Here is a 16544-nt window from a genome sequence, read left to right as displayed (position 1 = left end):
GACGGTCGGCGCAGGCGCCGCGAGGTACGGGCGAGGTCATCGACCCACGTCGCAGGGCGTGGCGGGGGGGGGTTCAGGGGTATCGGAGAATCTTGCCGGGCGAGGCGGCGGGGGAGGGGAGCTGGTCCGAGGTGCTACGGGGTGGCGGGGGTCGCCGGCGCGCGCGTGTTCCACGAGAACGAGAGCGGTGACTTGCAGACCCCGTCTGCCGCGCACGCGTCCGTGGATGTCAAGAGCCTTGATATCCCCCACGCGTGGTGCTGCGCGACGCCCATCAGGCCGCGCTCCGGGCGATCGGCGCGAGCTTCCCCTTCACCACCCGCACGTAATCGGCCGGCGCGAGCAGGATCTGCAGCCCCCGCACGCCTGCCGAGACGGACACCACGTCGTGCAGCTCGATCGTCTCGTCGACGACCACGAAAAACTCTTTTTTGCCGCCGATCGCGGTCACGCCGCCGCGCACGTACCCCGTGAGCGGCTGCACCTCCTTCAGCGGCACCGTATCCACCTTGCGATCGCCCGTGGCCCGCGCGAGCGCCTTCAGATCGAGCTCCTCGTTGCCCGCGAGCACGGCCATGAGCACGCCCGTCCGATCCCCCCGACAGACCAGCGTTTTCCAGACCTGCTCCACGGGCAAACCGATCTTCTCGGCCACCGTCCCGGCCCGCAGATCCTCGGGATCGACCTCGTACGCCCGGAGCTCGTAGGAAATGCCGAGCGTATCGAGCAGCCTCACCGCATTCGTCTTCATCGTACGCTTTCAACGCTCGGGGCTACGCTCGGACGAACCGAGCTACGCCCCCAAACCTTTCAACGCTTGGGGGCTACGCTCGGGCGAGCCGAGCTACGCCCCCAAACCCCCGGCAGCCTCGTCCTCCGACAGGTCCCGGAACAAATCGGTCGAGAAATACCGCTCCATCCGGTCGCAGAGCACCGTCGCGATGTCGTGCCCCGGCCCGAGCTTGCGCGCCAGCATCCGCGCGCCGGCCAGATTGAGCCCGCTCGACGGGCCCACCGGGAACCCTTGCGCCACGAGGTCCCGCGCCGCGCGAATGGCCTCCGCGTCCGGCACCGGCAGCGGGACCACGCCTCCCACGGCCTCCTCGTCGAGGATGTGCGAGAGCCCATCCACGACGCCCGGAATTCCGCCGCAGATCTCCGGCTGCCCCTCGAAACACACGCCCCGTTCGGGCCGGGGCCTGCCGATCACCGCCTTTTGCCCTGCCTCGAGGAGCGCCCGCGCGATCCCCATGAGCGTCCCGCCCGTCCCGACCCCTGCGACGAACCCGTGGATCGTGGTGCCCACCTGGGCGATGAGCTCGGGCCCGGTGGTCCGCTGGTGGGCGAGGGCATTCTGAGGATTTTCGAATTGCCGCGGCCAGAAGACCCGCGGGTCCGCTTCGGCCATGCGCCGCGTCTCGTCGATCGAGCCGAGCACGCCGAGGTGCTTCGGCGTGAGCACGACCTCACCGCCATAACGACGGATGATGAGCAAACGCTCGCCGCTCACGCCCTCGGGCATGACGGCGCGGAACCGCACGCCGATCATGGCGCAGGCCATGGCGAAGGCGATCGACGTCGAGCCGCTCGACGCCTCGACGACGACGCTGTCGTTCTTGAGCGCGCCGCGCTCGACGGCATGACCGAGGATGAAGCTCGCGATGCGGTCCTTCGTGGATCCGCTCGGGAGCATGTACTCGAGCTTGATCCAGAGGGTACACCCCGTCTCTTCGTCCCGGAGCGGGACCGTGGGCGTGCCCGCCGCGAGTCGCGCGAGCCAGCATTTCATCGAGCGTCGGACCATGGGGCGGAGGCTAGCCGAGGTCGCCGCAGTTGTCCTTTCCGAACCGGAAGCCGGATGCGGCGTCGCTTCTGTTCACCGCGGCTCCGTCAACTTGCTGTGCACGAGCACGTTCCGCCCCGACGCCTCGAACAGGATCGCGAGCCGCGTCGTCTTCGCGCCGAGCGCCTCCGAGAGCTTCGCCCGCTCCTTCTCGTCCTTGCAGGCCGCGAGCCGCTCGCGTAGCGCCCCGATGTCCCGCAAGAGCTCCACTTCCTCGGGCGCGCTGCCCGCGATGCGCTGGATCCGCGCGGCCATGCGGTCTTCTTCGGGCAGACCTGCGAGGTCGTCCGCGGGCATCGGCTTGCCCTTGCCCGGCAGATCCTCGAACGCCCCCCGCGCCTCCGCCTCCCGGATCCGCGCCTCCACGAGCACATGGAAATCTCTGGAACGCACGCCTCGTCTCCTTGCTCGCCCACGTCGTGGGGGGCGCCCGCGGCCGGGTCAAGGCACGACGTTACGGCACCTTCGGCGCGCGCACGTTCCCGCGGCCGTTCCGGACGCGAGCGCCGGACGAACCCAAGCGGGCTCCTCCAAACCGGCTGGTCAGCGCCTCCGATCCATGTATGCTCCGCCGCGATGCGCTACCGCGCTGGGGACGCTCCTCGTCCATTCTCGGGCCGGCGACTCGGGCCACCGGGCCTCGCCCGGCTCGTTTGCTCGTTCGCGGCCCTCGCTGTGGGCCTCACGGCGACGGCGGCGGCCTCGGCCGAGCCACCCGCGCCCGCGCCCGAGCCCTCGTCCCCGAGCCGCGGCAACCTGCGTCAGGCCAAGAATTTCGTCGGCCTCGGCCCGCTTTTCGGCATCACGGGCCACACCGACGACACCACCATTTCCGGCGCCCTCGGCTTCGAGCTCTCGTACGTGCGATATCCCGTCGAGGCGTTCGGCTTTGGCCTCGGCGCCTTCGCGCAGGCCCAGTCCGTCGGGTTCACGCATGGCCGCTGGGCGTTTGGCCCGCAGATCAACTTCATGATGTTCGGCGCCGAGCTCGGCGCGTACCTCGAGGAAGGCTACGGCAATCGCGCCACCACCATCGGCCTCCACGCCTCGCCTTTCGTCTCCATTGGCTTCTTCTCCGCGGCCCTCCGGATCGGCGTCCCCGTCAGCGCCTTCTCCGAGGGGACGCCATACGGCCTGGATCTCGGGCTCATCTGCGCCATCAAGGCGCCCATCCCCCTCGACGGCCAGCTCTTCGGCCTCGCATTTCATTGATGATCGACGATATCGCGGACGAACAGGACGAACAGGAAGACCACGAGCCCAAAGCCCCCGAGCAGGCTCCTTTTTCGGAGGACGCTCTCCGCGTCGCCCTCGACGTGCTCGAAGCCGTGGTCCGGGACCGGGCCGTCCTCGCGCACGTGCCGCGCGAGGCGCGCGTGCGGCTGCTCGAAGCGGCAGGGAGGGTCTCGCGGCCCGATCGCGCCGAGCAACGCCGCCTCGCGAAGGCGCTCCGCCGAAAGGATCGCCTCGCCGTGAAGGCCGAGGACGCGGCGCTGCTCGACGCGACCGGCATTCGTGCCGCCCGCCGCGCCCCCGTCTTCCAGACGCCGCCGCCGAGCTTCGGCGTCTTGCCCGGCCCCGCGGAGACGCCACCGCCCGTCGAGCTCAGCGACGCGCGCAAGTGTTACGTCTGCAAAGCCGAGTTCCGCAAGGTCCATTTCTTCTACGATCAGCTCTGCCCGCCCTGCGCCGAGCTCAATTACGAGAAGCGCACGCAGACGGCCGACCTCCGGGGCCGCGTCGCGCTCGTGACCGGCGCGCGCGTGAAGATCGGGTATCAGGCCGCGATCCTCCTGCTCCGCGCCGGCGCGCGTGTCGTCGTGACCACGCGTTTCCCCCACGACGCCGCGCTCCGTTATGCCCGCGAGAGCGATTACGAGGCCTGGGCCGATCGGCTCGAAATTCACGGCCTCGACCTGCGCCTCACCCCGAGCGTCGAGCGATTCGCGCGGTTCCTCGAAGGCCACCTCCCGCGCCTCGATTTCATCATCCACAACGCCTGCCAGACCGTGCGCCGGCCGCCGGGCTTCTACGAGCACCTCCTCGACGTCGAGCTGCAATCGCCCGATCGATTGCCCCCCGAGGCGGCCCGCCTCGTCGCGAGCCACGAGGCCGAGCGCGCCGCGCAACGAGCGTTCGCCCGGGCAAACGATGCCGCCCTCGCCCCGCGCGCGGGCTCGCTCGCGTTGTTCGAGGATCCCGCCGCGCTCTCCCAGGTCCCGCTCACGGCCGAGGATCACGCCTTGCGCGGCCGCGTGGATCTCTTCCCCCGCGGCGCGCTCGACGCGGACCTCCAGCAGATCGATCTCCGCGACAAGAATAGCTGGCGCCTCGCGCTCGCGGAGGTGCCCACGATCGAGCTCCTCGAGGTGCACCTCGTCAACGCGATCGCCCCGTTCGTGCTGAGCAGCAAGCTGAAGGGCCTCATGACGCGGCACCCCTCGCGCGACAAGCACATCGTCAACGTCTCGGCGATGGAGGGGCAATTCTACCGCGAGCACAAGACCGACAAACACCCCCACACGAACATGGCCAAGGCGGCGCTCAACATGCTGACGCGCACCTCGGCGCAGGACTACGTGAAGGACGGGATCCACATCAACAGCGTGGACACGGGCTGGGTGACGGACGAGGATCCGGCGGAGATCGCGGCCCGCAAGCAATCCATTCACGGCTTCCACCCGCCGCTCGACATCGTCGACGGCGCGGCCCGCATCGTGGACCCGATCTTCGAGGGGTTCGCCACCGGCATCCACGCCTACGGGCAGTTTTTCAAGGACTACAAGCCGACGCCCTGGTGAGCACCATGGCCCGTTGATCCATCGCTGGAAGCCCCTCGCCCGCGCCCTCGCGTACGCCGAGCGCGCTCGACGCGGGGGCTACGGCGGGACGAACGACGACGGCACGCAGGCGTCGGTTCGTCGAGACGACGGTGCGGCGAAGAGGGCACGTCCCATGCTAGATGGATGGGCGTTCGAGGGGCTGTCGACGGAACGTCGCGGCTGGGCCTCTTCCTGCGTGCCCCTTCCCGGGCGCCCGCTCCGGACGGCGAGCTCTTCCCATGCCCACGAAGGACGTACCCCCGTTCTCCATCCTCGAAACGCTTCACGAGGGGAGCGGAACCCTTTTGCTCCGCGGGGTCCGGACGGCCGATCGCCTCCCGGTGATCCTGAAGGTGCTGGACCCGCGGCGCAGCCATCCGCGCGGTCTCGAGCGTTTGAAGCGCGAATACGAGATCCTCGGGCAACTCGACGCGCAGGCCATCGTCAAGCCGATCGCCCTCGACACGCACGAGGGAATGCCGGTGCTCGTGATGGAGGATTTCGGCGGTCAATCGCTCGACCACTTCCTCGGCGCGCCCTTGCCCACCGAGCGGTTCCTCGACCTCGCGGTTCGTATCACGGCGGCCGTGGCGGAGCTCCACCAGCGCGACATCATCCATAAAGATCTCAAACCCCAGAACATCCTCCTCAACGTGGCCACCGGCCAGGTGAAGCTCGCCGACTTCGGGTGCGCGTCCAGCCTCCCCCGCGAGCACAAGGCCTGCGAGAGCCCGCGCCTCGTCGAAGGCTCGCTGCCCTACCTCGCTCCGGAGCAGACGGGACGGATGAACCGGGCGATCGACAGCCGCGCCGACCTCTATGCCCTTGGCGTGACCTTTTATGAAATGCTCACCGGGCGCCTGCCCTACGAGGCGCGAGACCCGCTCGAATGGGTGCATTGCCACGTCGCCCGTGCCCCGCCGCCGCCCGGAGCGTGGGTCTCGGAGCTCCCCGAGATCCTCTCTGCGATCGTCCTGAAGCTCCTGGCCAAGATGCCCGAGGATCGTTACCAGACCGCCCGTGGCCTGCTCCACGACCTCGTGCAGTGCCGGGGCCAGTGGCGAGCCGAGGGCCGGCTCGGACCGTTCCCCCTGGCCGAGCACGACATCCCGGATCGCTTCCAGATCCCCCAGAAGCTCTATGGTCGCGAGGGCGAGATCGCGGCGCTGCTCTCCGTGCCCGGACGCGTGCTCGATACGGGATCCCCCGAGTTCGTCCTGGTTTCGGGTTATTCCGGCATTGGCAAGTCGGCGCTCGTGAACGAGCTGCAGAAGCCGATCGTGCGCGAGCGAGGCTTTTTCATCGCAGGGAAGTTCGATCGATACAAGCGCGATATCCCCTACTCCACGATCGTCCAGGCCTTCCGGGACCTCGTGCTCGAAATCCTCTCGGAGAGCGAGGAGCGGATCGCCGCCTGGAGGCAGCGGCTGCTCGACGCGCTCGGGATCAATGGACAGCTCATCGTGGACGTGATCCCGCAGGTCGAGCTCGCCATCGGCCCGCAACCGCCGGTCGCCGAGCTGCCCCCGGCCGAGGCGCGGAATCGGTTTCGCATCGTGTTCCGGCACTTCATCGGGGTGTTTGCCCGGAAGGAGCACCCCCTCGCGCTTTTCCTCGACGATCTACAGTGGGCCGATTCGGCGAGCCTCGGACTCCTTCAGGATCTGCTGACGCACACGAAGACGCTCCATCTCCTCGTGATCGGTGCATGTCGAGACAACGAGGTGAGCCCCTCGCACCCGCTCATGCTGATGCTCGACAAGGTGCGGAAGGAGGGCGTGCGCGTCTCGGATATCGTGCTCGGCCCGCTTTCCCGCGAGCACCTCGCCATGCTCGTCAGCGATGCGCTTCATTGCTCTCGTGAGGGCGCAAGGCCGCTCGCGGACCTCGTTCACCAGAAGACGGCTGGCAATCCCTTCTTCGCGATCCAGTTCCTCACTGCGCTTCACGAAGAGCGCCTGATCGAATTCGATGGGCGCGCGGGGATCTGGCAGTGGGACGTGGCCAAGATCCGCGAAAAGGGCTTCACCGACAACGTGATCGACCTGATGATCGGCAAGCTCGTGCGGCTCCCTGCGAGCACCCAGGAAGCGCTGAAATACCTCGCTTGTCTGGGAAACAATGCGGAGGCCGCCGTCCTGACGATGGCTCGCGGCGGATCGCTGGAGGACACGCACGCAAGCCTCTGGGAGGCCGTTCGCGCTGGGCTCGTCCTCCGCCTGGACGACGTATACAAGTTTCTCCACGACCGCGTCCAAGAGGCGGCCTATTCGCTCATCCCCGAGGAGCAGCGCGCCGAGGTACACCTGCGGATCGGCCGGCTCCTTTTGGCGAAGTTGCCCGAAGAGGTGATCGCGGAGCGGGTCTTCGACGTCGCGAACCAGCTCAACCACGGCGTCGCGCTCATCACCGATCCACGCGAAAAGGAGACGCTCTGCAGGCTCGACTCCCAGGCGGGAAGAAAGGCGAAGGCATCGATTGCGTACGCGTCGGCGCAGAGCTATCTGGCCCAAGCGACGGCGCTCTTGGCCGCGGACGCCTGGCGCACGCAGTACGAAGAAACGTTCGCCCTCTACATGGAGCGGTCCGAATGCGAGTACCTCGTCGGCAACTTCCAGCGGGCCGATGAGCTCTTCGACCTCATCTTCCAGAACGCCCGCTCCAATCCCGACCGAGCCAGGGTCTACCGGCTGCGCATCAGGCTGTACCAGGTCTCGGGGCGATATGCCGACGGGGTGAAGGTCGCACGGGAAGCCCTGCGGCTTTTCTGCGTGACATTGCCCGAGTCGGACGAGGAGATCCGGGCCGCAGTCGAAGCCGAGAACCGGGGCATTTCGGCCAGCCTGCGCGGTCGTCGAATCGCCGACCTCCTCGACGCGCCGGTGGTGAGCGACCCCGATGGGAGGGCGATCATCGGCCTGCTCGTCGACTCGATCCCCTGCGCGTACAACGCGCGGCCGGAGATGTTCGCTCTCGACGTCGTCAAAGCGCTGAGCTTCTCCCTGCGGTACGGGAACGCCGAGGAGACCTGCTTCGCCTACTGCGCCTACGGCATCATGTTGGCGTCGGTCTTTGGCGACATTCCCTCCGCCTACGAGTTCTCGGAGATGTCGCTGCGGCTGAACGAGAAGTTCAACGACGCCAAGCTCAAGGGCAGGCTGCTCTTCATGCATGGCGGCCACATCCACTCGTGGCGGAGGCCCATCGCGACCAGCGTTCCGATCATGGAGCAGGCATTCCTCGCCTGCTTGGAGGTCGGCGATCTCGTGTTTGCCGGCCTCGCGACCGTTTTGACGGTATGGCTGGTCCTGGAGACCGGCAGCCCGCTCGATGAAGTCCTCCGAGTGGCGCAGAAATACCTCGCATTCGCCAGAGAGAGCCACAACGACGCGGTATTCCATACGATCCAGCTCGAACGGCAGTTCGTGGCGAGCCTGCAAGGACCGACGCTGGAGCCGGCAAACCTCGCCGATCGAGCTTGCGACGAAGCTGAGAGTCTGGCCGTGATCACGGGGGCGACGTTCGGCTGCGGCATTGCCTTCCACCATGTCATGAAGCACGTCGCCGCTTTCATCGACGGACGGAATCGCGAGGCGCTCGATTCTGCGGCCCGAGCGGCGACGATGCTGGGGGCGGTCATGGCGCAGCCCATCGAGGCCACGCATCACTTCTACCATGCGCTCACCTTGACCGCACTCTACCCGCAGGCGCCTGCCGCGCAGCAGCGGGAGTTCGCGCGCACCCTCGAACGGGGGCTGCAGAAGCTCAAGTTATGGGCGGACAACTGCCCCGAGAACTATCGGAACCGCTACGCTCTCGTATCGGCCGAGGTGGCTCGCATCGAGGGCCGACACCTCGACGCCGAGCGCCTTTATGAAGAGGCCACCCGCTCGGCGCGCGAGAATGGCTTCGTTCACATCGAAGCGCTCGCCTACGAGTTATCGTCTCAATTCTACCGGGCGCGTGGGTTCGCCCTGTTCGCCGATACGTGCCTCCGCGAGGCGCGCGCCTGCTACGCCCGCTGGGGCGCTGATGGCAAGGTGAGACAGATTGACCAGCAGCATCCCCGCCTCCTCGAGTCGAGGTCGCTCGCGCCCACCGCGACCTTCGCGGTCCGGTCCGAGCAATTCGACCTGCTCTCGGTGACCAAGGCCTCGCAGACCATCTCGGGCGAGATCATCTTCGACACGCTTTTGCGCACGCTGCTCACGGTCGTGCTCGAGCAGGGCGGAGCGCAACGAGGCTGCCTGATCCTCTGCCGGGATGGTTGCTCTTCGATCGAGGCGGAGGCGTCCCTCGAGGGAAAAGGCGTGGCCACGAAGCTCCTGGAATCGCAGCCGCTCTCGTCGTCGCTCGTGCCCGTCTCGATCGTCAACTACGCCATGCGGACGAAGGAGCGCGTGATCCTCGATGACGCGGCCGAGGCGGCGAAATACGCCTCGGATCCCTACATCGCCCTCGTGAAGCCGAGGTCACTCCTTTGCTTGCCCATTCTCCGGCAGACCGAGGTGGTCGGTCTGCTCTATCTGGAGAACAACCTCCTCGCCGGCATGTTCACGCCCGATCGGCTCGTCGCCCTTTCGCTCCTCGCGACGCAGGCGGCCATATCCCTGGAGAAGGCGCAGCTCCTCGGCAAGGAGCAGGCTGCACGCGCGGCGGCCGAGGCGGCGCGGGCAGCGGCCGAGGCGGCGCGCGCGGCGGCCGAGGCGGCGGAGCGACGGGCCACGTTCATCGCCGAGGCGGGGGCGGTCCTTTCGGAGTCGCTCGATTACAAGGAGACGCTGGCGCGCCTCGCGCGGCTCTCCGTGCGATCCATTTCCGACTGGTGCGTGGTCGACGTCGTGGAAGGTGGCGAGATCCGGCGCATCTGCGGCGCCCACAAGGACCCCGCGAAGGAGCCGTTGCTCGAGGAGTTCCAGCGGCGGTATCCTCCACGCTGGGATTCGCGCCACCCGGCAACCCAGGTCCTGCAGACGGGTGAGCCTCTCCTGTTTCCCGAGCTCTCCAACGAAATTATCGAAAAACTCGTCATCGATGACGAGCACCTGAGGCTCAGCCGCGTGCTCGGGGCACGGAGTTCCATCATCGTGCCGCTCGTGGCGCATGGGCAAACGCTCGGGGTGCTGAGCGTCGTCTCGTCCACGCCGGGCCGCCGCTACGGCCGCGCCGATCTGGAGCTGGTCGAGGAGGTCGCGCGCCGCGCCGCGATGGCCATCGACAATGCGCGGCTCTACCGAAAGACCCAGGAGGCCATCCGCGTGCGGGACGAGTTCCTCACGGTGGCCTCACACGAGCTCAATACACCGGTGACGTCGCTCCGCCTCACGCTGCAATCGATCGACCGGGCCATCCGGTCCGGTCGATCGGGCGATACGCAGGTGATGAGCAAGCTGATCGAGCGGGCGTTGCGTCAGGGGACGCGGCTGGCTCGCCTGAACAAGGCCCTCGTGGACGTCTCGCAGCTCCACGGCGGGCGGCTCCCGCTCGAGCGCGAGGACGTCGAGGTCGCGACGCTCCTCCGCAATGCGATCGAGCAGCTCAAGCCGGAGCTCGCGCAAGCGCGGTGCTCGGTCCACATCCAATACGACCACCACGTCGTCGGTCATTGGGATCCCGACCGCGTCGAGCAGATCCTGACGAACCTCCTCTCGAATGCGATCAAATTCGGGGCCGGTAAGCCCATCGAGATCTTCTACGGCGAGGAGCGAGGGATCGCGCGCATCGTGGTCAAAGACCATGGAATCGGCATCGACCCGGCGCGGCAGGAGCGTATTTTCGAGCGATTCGAGCGCGCCGCCTCCGAGAATTACGGTGGGCTGGGGCTCGGCCTGTACATCAGCCGCCGGATCGCGGAAGCGCACGGAGGCGCGCTCCGTGTCCAGAGCGAGCCTGGGGTCGGCTCGTCGTTCACCCTCGAGCTTCCTTGTGCCGGCGACCTCGTGACACCCTGCTAAAGCCGCCCGGCCTCGCTGACGGCAAGGGCGCTCGAGCTGATGAGCGAGGTCATACGCCGTGGCCCGCCCTCTCGTTGGGTGCGACACCACCGGCCGCGCAAGGGTCTGTCCCTCGCAAAGAGGCGCTCCAGGAGAGCACGTTGCATGCTATGGGGATTCAGGGGGCTGTCGATATCCGGTCATGGCTGGGCATCGTCCTCGCGCGCCCCTTGCCTGGCGTCCGCTCCGGGCGGCGAGCTTTCCCATGAAGGATGCGTCCCCGTTTGCGATTACCCATACACTTCACGAGGGCAGAGGCACCCTTTTGCTCCGCGGGGTCCGGACGGCCGATCACCTCCCCGTGATCTTGAAGGTGCTCGACCCGAGGCGTAGTTGCTCGCGTGAGCTCGAGCGCTTGAAGCATGAATACGAGATGGGCAGGCAACTCGACCTCGCGTCCATCGTCAGGCCGCTGGCCCTCGAGACGCACGAGGGAATGCCGGCGCTCGTGCTGGAGGATTTTGGTGGTCAGTCGCTCGACCACTTCCTCGGCGCGCCCTTGCCCATCGAGCGGTTCCTCGATCTCGCGGTTCGAATCGCGTCGGCCGTCCGGGAGCTCCACCGGCGTGGCGTCATCCATAAAGATCTGAAACCCCAGAACATCCTCGTCAACACGTCCACCGGTGAGGTCAAGCTCGCCGACTTCGGGCTCGCGGTCTGCCTACCCTGCAAGCACCAGGCGGCCCGGGGCCCGAGCGTCATCGAGGGCTCCCTGCCGTACCTCGCGCCGGAGCAAACGGGCCGGATGAACCGGGCCATCGACAGCCGCGCGGACCTTTATGCCCTCGGCGTGACCTTCTACGAAATGCTCACCGGGCGCCTGCCCTTCGACGCCGAGGACCCGCTCGAATGGGTGCATTGCCATGTCGCCCGCATCCCGCTGCCGCCCGGCGCGTGGGTCCCGGCGCTGCCCGAGGTCGTCTCCGCGCTCGTCATGAAGCTCCTGGCCAAGATGGCGGACGATCGCTACCAGACCGCCCGGGGCCTCGAGCACGACCTCGAGCGTTGCCTTTCCGAATGGCGTGCCAAAGGCAGGCTCGAACCGTTTGTCCTGGCCGAGCACGACGTCTCGGGCCGCTTCGAGATCCCCCAGAAGCTCTACGGACGCGAGGAGCAGATCGCCGCGCTGCTGCGGGGGTTCGAGCGCGTGGTCGGCACGGGATCCCCCGAGCTCGTCCTGGTCTCGGGTTACTCGGGCATCGGAAAGTCGGCGCTGGTCCAGGAGCTCTACAAGCCGATCGTACGCGCGCGGGGCTTCTTCATTTCGGGAAAGTTCGACCCATACAAGCGCGACATCCCCTATTCCACCTTCGTGCATGCCTTCCGGGAGCTCGTGCTCGAGATCCTCGCCGAGAGCGAGGAGCGGATCGCTCCTTTCCGGGAGCGGCTCATGGGCGCCCTCGGGATCAATGCACAGCTCATCGTGGACGTGATCCCGCAGGTCGAGCTCGTCATCGGCAGGCAACCGCCGGTCGCCGAGCTGCCGCCGATCGAAGCGCAGAACCGGTTTCGTATCGTGTTCCGGCATTTCATCGGGGTGTTTGCCCGGAAGGAGCACCCCCTCGCGTTTTTCCTCGACGATCTCCAGTGGGCCGATCCGGCGAGCCTCGTGCTCCTCGAAGATTTGATGACCCACGCCGAAACGGGCCATCTCCTGGTGATCGGCGCATACCGCGAAAACGAGGTGACCCCCGTGCACCCGCTCGCGCTGACGCTCGGCAACGTACGGAGCGCGGGAGCTCGCGTCTCGGACATCGTGCTCGGCCCGCTCTCCCGGGAGCAGCTCGCCGCGCTCGTCGGCGATATGCTTCATTGCCGCCCCGAGGACGCCGCGCCGCTTTCGGACCTCGTCCACGAGAAGACGGCGGGCAACCCCTTTTTCGCGATCCAGTTCCTCACCGCGCTGCCGGAAGAGCGCCTGATCGATTTCGACGAGCGCGCGACGGCGTGGCGGTGGGACGTCGCGAAGATCCGCGCCAAGGGCTTCACCGACAACGTGGTCGACCTGATGGTCGGCAAGCTCGCGCGGCTTCCTGTGCGCACCCAGGAAGCGCTGAAAAACCTCGCGTGTCTCGGTAGCAGCGCCGAGGTCGCCGTCCTCGCAACGGTGAGCGGCCGCTCGGAGCAGGCGTCGCACGCGGATCTCTGGGAGGCCGTCCGGGTGGGGCTCGTCCTCTGGATGGACGGGGCATACCGTTTTCTCCACGACCGCGTCCAGGAGGCGGCCTATTCGCTCGTTCCGGAGGCCGAGCGGGCGGTGACGCACCTCGAGATTGGCAGGCTGCTCGCGTCGTGCACGCCGCCCGAGGGGCTCGAGGGGAGGATCTTCGACATCGTGAACCAGCTCGATCGCGGGGCCGCGCTGATCATGTCGCCCGAGGAATGCGAGCGGGTGGCCGAGCTCAACCTCCTCGCCGGCAAGCGCGCCAAGGCGTCCACGGCCTACGCATCGGCGAGGCATTATTTCGCCGTCGGATCGTCGCTCCTCCCGGGGGACAGTTGGGCGCGGCGCTACGAGCTCTCCTTCGCGCTCGAGCTCGACCGGGCCGAATGCGAGTTCCTGATCGGCGAGCTTCCGGCCGCGGAAGAGCGGCTCTCCTTGCTCTCGTGCCGCGCAAAAAACCTCGTCGATGCGGCCGCGGTCGCGTGCTTGCGCATGGATCTTTACACGACCCAGGATCGAAGCGACCGCAGCATCGAAGTGGGCCTCGAATACCTCCGGCGTGTCGGCGTCGCGTGGTCGCCGCACCCGACGAAGGACGACGTACGGCGGGAATACGAACGGCTTTGGCAGCAGCTCGGGAGCCGCTCGATCGAGGACCTCGTCGACCTGCCTTCGATGAGTGATCCGGCCCATCACGCGACCCTCGACGTCCTCACGAGGGCCATTCCGCCGGCCTTGTTCACCGACGAGAATCTGCTCTGCCTCGTCGTCTGTCGGATGGTGAATCTCAGCCTGGAGCATGGCAACAGCGACGTATCGAGCCTTGCCTATGCCCACCTCGGCATGGTCCTCGGGCCGCACTTCGGCGATTACCAGGCGGGCTTCCGCTTCGGAAAGCTCGGCTCGGACCTCGTGGAGAAGCAGGAGCGGAACCGCTTCAAGGCCCGCGTCTACGTGTGCGTCGGGTCCGTGGTCATACCCTGGACGAGGCACCTGCGCGACGGCCGCGCGCTCCTGCGGCGCGTCTTCCACGCGGCGCTCGAGACCGGTGACCTCACCTATGCGGCGTATAGCTTCTTCGATTTGATCACGCACCTCCTCGCTTCCGGAGATCCGCTCGGCGACGTGCAGCGAGAAGCCGAGAACGGGCTCGAATTCGCGCGGAAGATGCGGTTCGGCCTCATCGCCGACATCCTCACGGGACAGCTCAGGCTCATCCGCACGCTCAGGGGCCTGACCCCCCATTTCGCATCTTTCAACGACGACACGTTCGACGAGGTCCGGTTCGAGCAGCACCTGGAGGCCGATCCACGCCTTTCGACCGCCACGTGCTGGTATTGGATCCGCAAGCTCCAAGCGCGCTATTACGCAAACGATTTCGTCACCGCCGTCGAGGCCGCGTCGAAGGCGGAGTCGCTTCTCTGGACGTCGCCGTCACACTTCGAGGTGGCCGAGTACCATTTCTACGGCGCGCTCGCGCGGGCGGCACGTCATGGCACGGCGTCTGCCGACGAGCGGCCCGAGCACATGAGGGCCCTCGTCGCCCACCACGAAAAACTCGAGCGCTGGGCGGAGAACTGCCCCGAGAACTTCGAAAACCGGGCGACGCTGGTGGCGGCCGAGATCGCGCGCATCGAAGGCCGCGACCTCGACGCCGAGCGCCTCTACGAAGAGGCCATCCGCTCGGCCCACGAGAGCGGCTTCGTCCACAATGAAGGGCTCGCCCACGAGCTTTCGTCGCGGTTTTACAGGGCACGAGGCTTCGCCAAGATCGCCGACATGTACCTCCGCGACGCCCGCGCTTGTTATGACTGCTGGGGCGTCCACGGCAAGGTCGAGCAGATCGATCAGCAGCATCCTCGCCTGCTCCCGTCGAGGCCCCTTCCGCCCGCTGCCACCTTCGCGCTTCGGCCCGAGCAGCTCGACCTGCTCTCGGTGACCAAGGCCTCGCAGACCATCTCGGGCGAGATCGTCCTCGACAAGCTCTTGCGCACCCTGCTCACGGTGGTGCTCGAGCAGGGCGGAGCGCAACGAGGCTGTCTGATCGTCTGCCGGGATGACGGCTCTTCGATCGAGGCGGAGGCGTCACTCGAAGGAAAAGGCGTGGCGACGAAGCTCCTGCAATCGCAGCCGCTCTCGTCGTCGCTCGTGCCCGTCTCGATCGTCAACTATGCCCTGCGGACGAAGGAGCGCGTGATCCTGGAGGACGCGGTCGAGGCGCCGAAATATGCGTCGGAGCCCTACATCGCCCGCGTGAAGCCGAGGTCGCTCCTGTGCTTGCCCATCCTGCAGCAGACCGAGGTGGTCGGCCTGCTCTATCTGGAGAACAACCTCCTCGCCGGTGCATTCACGCCCGATCGGCTCGTGGCCCTTTCGCTCCTCGCCACGCAGGCAGCGATTTCCCTCGAGAAGGCGAAGCTCCTCGGCAAAGAGCAGGCGGCGCGGGCGGCGGCCGAGGCGGCGGAGCGCCGAGCCACGTTCATCGCCGAGGCCGGGGCGGTCCTGTCGGAATCGCTCGATTACCAGGAGACGCTCGCATGTCTCGCGCAACTCTGCGTGCGATCGATCTCCGATTGGTGCGTGATCGACATCGTGGAAGGCGGAGAAATCCGACGCATCGCCGGCGCCCACAAGGACCCCACGAAGGGGCCGCTGGTCGAGGAGTTCCAGCGGCGGTATCCTCCTCGCTGGAATTCACCCCACGCGGCCTCCAGAGTCCTGCAATCGGGTCAGCCGATCCTGATTTCCGAGGTCTCCGAGGAGATCATTGGAAAGCTCGTCGTCGACGACGAGCACAAAAAGCTCAGCCACGAGCTCGGCGTGCAGAGCTCGATCGTCGTGCCGCTCGTGGCGCACGGACAAACCCTCGGGGTGCTGAGCGTCATCTCCTCCGCGCCGGAGCGACGCTACGGGCGCGCCGACCTCTTGCTGGTCGAGGAAGTCGCGCGCCGCGCCGCGATCGCGATCGACAACGCGCGGCTCTACCGGAAGGCCCAGGAGGCCGTCCGCGTGCGGGACGAATTCCTCACCCTGGCCTCGCACGAGCTGAATACGCCGGTGACGTCGCTCCGGCTCACGCTGCAATCGATGGACAGATCCATCCAGTCCGGTCGGTCGGGCGATACGCAGGTGATGAGCAAGCTGATCGAGCGGGCCCTGCGTCAGGGGACGCGCCTCGGCCGGCTGAACAAGGCCCTCGTGGACGTTTCGCAGCTCCACGCGGGCCGGCTCCCGCTCGAGCGCGAGGATACGGACCTCGCGACCCTCATCCGCAATGCGCTCGCCCAGCTCGAGCCGGAGCTCGCGCAATCACGGTGCCCGGTCCACGTCCACGACGCCCCCTCCGTCGTCGGTCATTGGGATCCCGACCGCATCGAGCAAATCCTGACGAACCTCCTCTCGAATGCAATCAAATTCGGAGCCGGCAAGCCCATCGAGATATGCTACGGCGACGAGGGCGGGATCACGCGGCTCGTGGTCGAGGATCACGGGATCGGCATTGAGCCGGCGCGGCAGGAGCGTATCTTCGATCGCTTCGAGCGCGCCGTCTCCGAAAATTATGGCGGGCTCGGGCTCGGCCTGTACATCAGCCGCCGAATCGCCGAAGCGCACGGCGGCACGCTTCGTGTCCAGAGCGAGCCGGGGGTCGGCTCCTCATTCATCCTCGAGCTTCCTTGTGCCTCCCACCCCGCGTCGCGCAGGGATACACGCATGACGTAGCG

At 67.2% G+C, this 16544-nt stretch carries 7 protein-coding genes; 4 read left to right on the top strand and 3 right to left on the bottom strand.

Annotation, left to right across the window (positions count from 1 at the left end; translation table 11 throughout):
• Positions 1 to 274 precede the first annotated feature (274 nt).
• The 3 genes from ybaK to QHF84_RS29985 form a co-directional block, all read right to left on the bottom strand.
• Entirely contained in the window at positions 275 to 751 is a 477-nt protein-coding gene (gene ybaK, locus QHF84_RS29995) for a Cys-tRNA(Pro) deacylase (RefSeq protein ID WP_281316885.1), read from the bottom strand.
• A gap of 93 nt (positions 752 to 844) precedes the next feature.
• A complete protein-coding gene (locus QHF84_RS29990) occupies positions 845 to 1804 on the bottom strand; it encodes a cysteine synthase family protein (RefSeq protein WP_281316884.1) in 960 nt (319 codons plus the stop codon).
• A 72-nt stretch (positions 1805 to 1876) separates the two neighbouring features.
• Complete coding sequence (locus tag QHF84_RS29985; protein WP_281316883.1) at positions 1877 to 2236, bottom strand: DUF1992 domain-containing protein; 360 nt, start codon at positions 2234 to 2236, stop codon at positions 1877 to 1879.
• A 183-nt stretch (positions 2237 to 2419) separates the two neighbouring features.
• On the opposite strand from QHF84_RS29985, the gene QHF84_RS29980 reads away from it, so the two are divergent.
• The 4 genes from QHF84_RS29980 to QHF84_RS29965 all read left to right on the top strand — a co-directional run bounded on the left by QHF84_RS29980 (position 2420) and on the right by QHF84_RS29965 (position 16542).
• Entirely contained in the window at positions 2420 to 3055 is a 636-nt protein-coding gene (locus QHF84_RS29980; RefSeq protein WP_281316882.1) for a hypothetical protein, read from the top strand.
• Positions 3055 to 4644 carry an SDR family oxidoreductase gene (locus QHF84_RS29975; protein WP_281316881.1) on the top strand — a complete coding sequence of 530 codons (1590 nt, stop codon included), beginning with the start codon at positions 3055 to 3057 and terminating at the stop codon, positions 4642 to 4644. Before QHF84_RS29980 ends, QHF84_RS29975 begins: the two co-directional genes overlap by 1 nt.
• A 260-nt stretch (positions 4645 to 4904) precedes the next feature.
• Positions 4905 to 10619 (top strand): AAA family ATPase, encoded by a 5715-nt coding sequence (locus QHF84_RS29970; RefSeq protein WP_281316880.1) that lies wholly within the window; start codon positions 4905 to 4907, stop codon positions 10617 to 10619.
• Between the two features lie 244 nt (positions 10620 to 10863).
• Complete coding sequence (locus QHF84_RS29965) at positions 10864 to 16542, top strand: ATP-binding sensor histidine kinase (RefSeq protein ID WP_281316879.1); 5679 nt, start codon at positions 10864 to 10866, stop codon at positions 16540 to 16542.
• The last annotated feature ends 2 nt before the right edge of the window (positions 16543 to 16544 follow it).

The sequence above is a fragment of the Polyangium sp. y55x31 genome, from assembly GCF_029946505.1.
Classification (GTDB): Bacteria; Myxococcota_A; Polyangia; order Polyangiales; family Polyangiaceae; genus Polyangium.
This window is presented reverse-complemented; position numbering and strand designations above follow the sequence as displayed.

Coding starts and splice junctions, on each gene's coding strand:
- QHF84_RS29990 (WP_281316884.1), bottom strand. CDS start 1,804: ATGGTCCGACGCTCGATGAAATGCTGGCTCGCGCGACTCGCGGCGGGC.
- QHF84_RS29965 (WP_281316879.1), top strand. CDS start 10,864: ATGAAGGATGCGTCCCCGTTTGCGATTACCCATACACTTCACGAGGGC.
- QHF84_RS29975 (WP_281316881.1), top strand. CDS start 3,055: ATGATCGACGATATCGCGGACGAACAGGACGAACAGGAAGACCACGAG.
- QHF84_RS29980 (WP_281316882.1), top strand. CDS start 2,420: ATGCGCTACCGCGCTGGGGACGCTCCTCGTCCATTCTCGGGCCGGCGA.
- QHF84_RS29970 (WP_281316880.1), top strand. CDS start 4,905: ATGCCCACGAAGGACGTACCCCCGTTCTCCATCCTCGAAACGCTTCAC.
- ybaK (WP_281316885.1), bottom strand. CDS start 751: ATGAAGACGAATGCGGTGAGGCTGCTCGATACGCTCGGCATTTCCTAC.